A 6,368-nucleotide genomic window follows, 5' to 3' on the forward strand; every position below is an offset into this window, starting at 1 on the left:
TATTTTAAACCAATTAGAGTTGCACAGTCTGACCATCAAGATCAACGGCCAATGGTTCACCCGACAATAGGGTCAATTTTGCCCCAGTTTGATCAACGTGAACTTGAATCGAGCGACCACGGAAGAGTACCCGGAATTGATAACTGGTCCACTTCTTAGGTAGGAATGGTGCAAAGTGCAATTGGTCGTCACGGACACGCATGCCTGCAAAGCCTTGCACGATTGCCAGCCAGCTCCCGGTCATCGACGTAATGTGGAGACCATCGTTGGTATCGTTGTTGTAGTTATCTAGATCCAAACGGGCCGTCCGTTCGTACATCTCAACGGCCTTGTCTTCATAGTGAAGATCAGCTGCCAAGATTGAGTGAATAGCCGCTGAAAGACTTGATTCATGTACCGTCAGTGGTTCGTAGAAGTCAAAGTTAGCCTTCTTTTGAGCTGGTGTGAAGTCATCGATAAAGTCCCAAACCCCTTGGAGAACATCACCTTGTTTGATATAAGGTGAACGTAAGATCTTATCCCACGACCAGTTTTGATTGATTGGTAGTTGATCAGCTGGAATACTTGAAACCGGCTGAATATCTTTATCTAAGAACCCATCGTGTTGAACAAAGATGCCTAGCTCTTTATCTTCAGGCAGATACATCCGGTCAACAATATCTTGCCAGTGCTTCTTTTCTGCGTCAGAGACATTTAAGTCCTTGGCAACATCTTCAGAAACGTCATTCAAAATAGCCAAAGTGTATTTCAACGTCCACTGGGCCAAGTAGTTGGTATACCAGTTGTTATCGACGTTGTTCTCATACTCATCGGGACCAGTGACACCATGGATCATGTAGGTCTGGTTGCGTTCACTGAAGTGTACCCGATCAGCCCAGAAGCGTGAAATTTCGGTCAGCACCTTGCTACCTTCGTTGAGCACGTAGCTCTTGTCGCCCGTGTATCGGGTGTAGTTATAGATAGCAAAAGCAATATCGCCATTCCGGTGGATTTCTTCAAAGGTAATTTCCCATTCGTTATGGCATTCGATACCGTCAAAGGTCACCATTGGGAACAATGCGCCTTTCAAGCCCTGTTCCTTGGCGTTGTGATAGGCACCATCCAATTGTTGATAACGGTACATCAACAGATTGCGGGTCACTTGTGGATCAGTAATGCCAAGGTAAACTGGTACCGCAAAGGCCTCGGTATCCCAGTAGGTGGCACCACCGTACTTTTCACCAGTGAAGCCCTTTGGCCCGATATTCAAGCGACTATCCTCACCGTAATAAGTGGAGAATAACTGATAAAGGTTGAAGCGAATTCCTTGCTGGGCGCCGGTATCGCCTTCAATTTCAACATCGGACTTCTCCCAACGTTCTGCCCAGATTTTAGCGTGGGCTTCAAACAAATCATCGTACGAAATACCTGTGACTTGTTCACTCAATGAAGCCATTGCAGCTTCCAGCTTAGCCTGCGTCTCATAATCACGGGAAGTGACGACAACCACGCGCTTAATCAGTTGGGTACTTTGGTTAGGGTCAAGGTCACCACTAAACTGGTTAACGACTTCGGTCTCGCTTGGTTGTGCAACGTCTTCTGATGGGAAGACTGCCGCATTGGTCATCTTCATCCCAACGGTGAACCGCGGTGTGCCAAAGGGATTTTCCTTTGTGATCGCCACAATCGACCCATCATTAGCGTTTTGGCTGGTCTTTAAAACGTTCCAGAAATGCTCATCGTAATTAGCATCCTCGTTTTGAACGTTGGCATCCAGTGCAGATTTAAAGGTAACGTGAACTTTATCAGTTCCCTTGTTCGTCACCGTCAAACGGATTGCAGATAATTCTTTTTGCGCTGCACTAATGAACCGTTCAAACTTGAACGCAATCTGTTGGCCGCCCTTTGTTAGGGTAAAGGAACGGGTCAACTGGGACTGCTTCATATCGAGGTCTAAGTCGAAGTCGCTAAACCGATCTTGAGCTAAATCAATGGCTTCGCCGTTAATTAAAACGTTGAGTTTAATGAAATTGATGGCATTGATGACTTTTCCAAAATACTTTGGATAGCCATTTTTCCACCAACCCACTCGGGTCTTGTCTGGAAACCAGACACCACCAAGGTAGATGCCCTGTAAGGTATCGCCTGAATAATCTTCTTCAAAGAAGCCGCGCATCCCCATGTTACCGTTACCAAGACTCGTCATTGATTCTTGGAGACGTTTATCTTCGGGGTTAAATTCGTGCGTGACGATGTGCCACGGTGTGATTTCAAATGTTCGCTTCATATCTGTGTTCCTTTCTCTTTTAAATACGTATGTGATTAGCGTGAAACGATTCCCTAGTCTAAACCCGCGACCAAAGTCAACGTCCGGCCATGTGAGTCCCCGATTTAAATATTCAAAACTGGAATATCTAAATCGTGAACTTACATTCTGGGCGTTAAACGACTTTGGTCTCACTCTTATTTATGCCTTACGAGCCCAAACTTCCTTGACGATACCGACTGAGGCGGCACCCAATGCCAAGAAGATACCTGACAATAACAGCATTGATGGCATGTGTGACCCAAGTAGTGGGAACAGCGCGAAACTTGCCAACGAAGCCACGATTTGTGGTAGGCAGATTGAACTGTTGAACAAACCAAGGTAAGTCCCCATGTTGGCTGAATCGGTAATGGCGTTGGTTAAGAAAGTGAATGGGAAGGCGTTCATAGCAGCCCATGCACAACCAATCAAAGCAAAGGAAACGACTAACGTGTATTTGTCATGGATGAAGAAAATTGAACCAAAGCCCACAGCACCCATGAGTAATGAAGCTGAATAGTATGCCTTGTGGTGATTGTTGTTGATCCGTGAAAGAACTAAAGCCCAAATGACGGCAGCAATTGATTGTACGGCTGACAGAACACCGAACCAGTTACCGGCAGCTTGATAACCGGCACTCGATGGATCTGATGCGTGCCAAACGTTAGCAGCAATCGCACCGGTTGCGTAGGTCCAGAGGTACTGGAAGCCCATCCAGCAGAAAAATTGAACAATGGAAACCGTCCAAAATACTTTTGGTGCCGACTTCAGTGCTTGCCAAAGCCCCTTATGTTCTTCGTTTTCATCAATACCATGATACTTAGCGTAGGTGACCGGATCGTATTCCTTAACCCGGAAAACGGTGAGCAAGCAACAAAGTAACAGAATAATTGCACCGGCGTAGAAGGACCAAACAACCGAATTTGGCACTTTACCTTTTTCAGCGGTGTTGGCAATCCCAACTGCGGTTAACAGGAATGGGAACACACTGGCAAGTAAGGCACCAGCGTTTGATGAAAAGCTTTGGATCGAATATGCAAAACCCTTTTGCTTTTCGTTCACCATGTCACCAACCATCATCTTGAATGGTTGCATGGCGATGTTTGATGATAGATCCATAAACAGTAGTGCAATTGCGCCGAACCATAATGCAGCTAGTGAGCCGAAGCCAAATCCGAAGCTCCCGGCATTTGGTAGCAACATCATAACGATCATCGCAATTACGGCGCCAATCAACAGGTACGGAATTCGACGACCCAATTTAGGCATCCAAGTCCGGTCTGAGAAGTACCCAACTAACGGTTGAACAATCATTCCGGCAAGTGGTGGCAAAATGAAAAACCACCCTAATGAGTTAGGATCGGCCCCAATGGTTTGAAAGATCCGACCCATGTTAGTACTTTGTAATTGAAAGGCCATTTGAACCCCTAAGAAACCAAAGTTAATTAGGAAAATGGTCGATGACGGCAACGTAGGCAGTAGGTCTTTTTTAGGCGTTTCTGCGGTTGGTGTCGCTGACGCTGATGCACTTTCTGACATGCAAAACCCCTCCTTGAAGGTTAAATAATCATTGCAAACGCTTTCTACAAAAACTATTATGCAACCGTTTGCAAAATAATGCAACCGGTTGCGCAAATTCTTTTAAAAAACGGGGCACAACATTTTGATTCAGCCCCGTTATTAGTGGCTTTTACGCCCCAAAATTTATTTTTTAACGTTCAATTGTGAATGGGATGACTTCTGATAGCTTGCTCTCACCGTATAATACACGAACGGCTGCTTCGCCCATATGCTGTGGGTACAGTTCCACAAAGCGCACCTGCTCACCCATCAAAAAGCCTGACTTATTACGGTTAAAGCTAATCAACGGAACGTTAGTGTGCCCCAGTTGCCACATTAATTGATAAATCATTTGGCCAATTAAATCATCCGTCGTCACAATACCATCAATTGTCTGACGCGTCCGTAAAAATTGCGCAACGGCTTGATCCAAGTGTGTCTGGCTTTGCTTTGGCAACTTTAATACCTCAGTTGGCACACCCGCAGCACTCATTGCATCTTGAAACCCTAACCGTCGTTTTTGTTCAAACCGTAATTCTGGTTCCGATTCCACAAACAGGGTTCTTTTGACACCAAACTTACGAATCAAATACTCGCCGGTCTTCACACCCGCTAAGCGATTATCATTGTTCACGTACCGTTCTGCTGCCTGATTGGGGTCACCAATCAAGACATAGCGGACATCTTGTTGACGCAACAGTTTCACCACTGGATCGTCCTTTTTGGAATACAGCAAAATAAAGTAGCGAATCAGTCCCTGACTGATTAAGGATGCCACGTTCTCAACGAGTTCCGTCGTAGTTTTGGCAATTGCTACCGATAAGACGCTATTGCGGGCCCGTAATTCCTGATTAATGCCCATTAAAAGATCCACGAAGAATGGATTAGCTGACGTACTCATTTCACCTGGTGGAAAGACAACACCAACGGCATTAGACACGCCATTCGTCAGCGTTTTAGCGTTATAGTTTGGCAAATAGCCCATCTCATCCGCTAACGCCTTGATTTTCTGACGCGTTTTGATGCTAATTCTAGGGTGATCATTCAACGCCCGTGACGCCGTTGACACTGATACCCCAGCCCGCTTCGCAATATCTCGAATCGTTACCATAACGCTGTTTCCTTTCTCGTTTACTGATATTTCCATTGTAAGCTAGTCTGCCTGAAAATGATATGCTGTTTCCGGTTTTTGTTTGACAGGACAGGCGTCGATTATCTAAAAGTGGCGCATGCGTGGTACGATGAATTCACATACAAAGTTGAAAGGATGACTTACAATCACAGTAGAGATGCACTGGCTGTACCAGACTCTTCGCACTAACATGGGACCGTCTGGCTGGTGGCCCGCAGAAACTAAACGCGACATTATCGTTGGGGCCATCTTGGTCCAAAATACCGCTTGGCAAAATGCTGACGTGGGGTTACAACATTTAAAAAACCGCACCCAGTTAGATCCGGATGCGGTGCTAGCGTTAACTTCAGATGAACTGATTGATTTAATCCGTGCCAGCGGCTTCTACCGTAACAAGGCAAAGGCCATTCACGCAGTCTTTCAATGGTTTAATGATCGTAACTGGGACTACGACGGTATTTGGCGTGAAAATCAAGCGACCCTGCGTAAGCAACTACTGGCTTTACCTGGCGTCGGTAACGAAACTGCTGACGTGTTTATCGTTTATATCTTTGATCAACCTGCATTTATCGCTGACACGTACACGCGCCGTTTATTCACTCATTTAGGTTACAATCGGACTGATACATACCAACACTTACAGTCCCAAGTCACCTTACCAGCCGATTTCACAGCCGAAATGGCGCAAGACTTTCACGGTCTACTCGATAACTTTGGCAAGCAATATCTTCAACATGACGGTGATTTTGAGAAGAGTTTTTTAGCGACTGAGTTACTTAAAAATCAACAAGCTCAAAAAGGCTAATAATCCAGGTAATCCCTGCGTAAGCGCAATCTGACGGTTCGCCGTTAAGCCGCCGTAAATACCAGCCACAACAACGAAGCCAGTAAAGAATAGGCAACCTGCTATTACAGCGTTACTTGGTAAGCCAAATCGCATAAACAATAAGCCTACGCCAACGAAACCATTGTATAACCCAATGTTGGCCAACGTGGTTTTCGTTTCTGGACGCTGCTGGTACTCGGGCGAGATGTCAAATGCCTGCCTGGCAGCAGCAGTCTGTGAGCCAAACATTTCTAAACCTAAGATACCCAGTGCTTCAACTGCAACGATAATGATTAAAATTGTACTAATTAGTGACATAATAAATTGTTTTACTCCTGAAATTTTCTCGAAAACGTTAGTGAATCGGACAACCACAAGCAGAGACTTGCATGTAAGGCACGAGCCACACCAACCCAAGATCGGGGTTGATGTGTGCACCACTATTTCATTGCCGAATCGGGCAACCACAAGCAGAGACTTGCATGTAAGGCACGAGCCACACCAACTCAGGATCGGGGTTGATGTGTGCACCACTATTTCATTGCCGAATCGGGCAACCACAAGCA

At 45.7% G+C, this 6,368-nt stretch carries 5 protein-coding genes; 1 reads left to right on the top strand and 4 read right to left on the bottom strand.

Going from position 1 to position 6,368, the window contains the following annotated elements:
* Positions 1-13: 13 nt before the first annotated feature.
* The 3 genes from FD04_RS04625 to FD04_RS04635 all read right to left on the bottom strand — a co-directional run bounded on the left by FD04_RS04625 (position 14) and on the right by FD04_RS04635 (position 4,955).
* Positions 14-2,266: a glycoside hydrolase family 65 protein gene (locus FD04_RS04625; protein WP_056947386.1), complete on the bottom strand. Its 2,253-nt coding sequence runs from the start codon at positions 2,264-2,266 to the stop codon at positions 14-16.
* A gap of 180 nt (positions 2,267-2,446) precedes the next feature.
* On the bottom strand, positions 2,447-3,823 hold the full coding sequence (locus tag FD04_RS04630; protein ID WP_056947387.1) for an SLC45 family MFS transporter: 1,377 nt from the start codon (positions 3,821-3,823) through the stop codon (positions 2,447-2,449).
* A gap of 172 nt (positions 3,824-3,995) precedes the next feature.
* Positions 3,996-4,955, bottom strand: a complete 960-nt coding sequence (locus tag FD04_RS04635) for a LacI family DNA-binding transcriptional regulator (RefSeq protein ID WP_056947389.1) — start codon at positions 4,953-4,955, stop codon at positions 3,996-3,998.
* 178 nt (positions 4,956-5,133) lie between these two features.
* On the opposite strand from FD04_RS04635, the gene FD04_RS04640 reads away from it, so the two are divergent.
* Entirely contained in the window at positions 5,134-5,781 is a 648-nt protein-coding gene (locus FD04_RS04640) for an endonuclease III domain-containing protein (protein WP_056947391.1), read from the top strand.
* Here FD04_RS04640 and FD04_RS04645 read toward each other — a convergent pair.
* Positions 5,749-6,120 (bottom strand): DUF1304 domain-containing protein, encoded by a 372-nt coding sequence (locus FD04_RS04645; protein ID WP_054698994.1) that lies wholly within the window; start codon positions 6,118-6,120, stop codon positions 5,749-5,751. The genes FD04_RS04640 and FD04_RS04645 overlap by 33 nt on opposite strands.
* Between the last annotated feature and the right edge of the window lie 248 nt (positions 6,121-6,368).

Source organism: Secundilactobacillus odoratitofui DSM 19909 = JCM 15043 (assembly GCF_001434895.1).
In the GTDB taxonomy this organism is placed as follows: domain Bacteria; phylum Bacillota; class Bacilli; order Lactobacillales; family Lactobacillaceae; genus Secundilactobacillus; species Secundilactobacillus odoratitofui.

Bases quoted from the DNA above. Each gene is read 5' to 3' on its own strand.
- FD04_RS04635 (WP_056947389.1), bottom strand. From the start codon at position 4,955: ATGGTAACGATTCGAGATATTGCGAAGCGGGCTGGGGTATCAGTGTCA.
- FD04_RS04630 (WP_056947387.1), bottom strand. From the start codon at position 3,823: ATGTCAGAAAGTGCATCAGCGTCAGCGACACCAACCGCAGAAACGCCT.
- FD04_RS04645 (WP_054698994.1), bottom strand. From the start codon at position 6,120: ATGTCACTAATTAGTACAATTTTAATCATTATCGTTGCAGTTGAAGCA.
- FD04_RS04625 (WP_056947386.1), bottom strand. From the start codon at position 2,266: ATGAAGCGAACATTTGAAATCACACCGTGGCACATCGTCACGCACGAA.
- FD04_RS04640 (WP_056947391.1), top strand. From the start codon at position 5,134: ATGCACTGGCTGTACCAGACTCTTCGCACTAACATGGGACCGTCTGGC.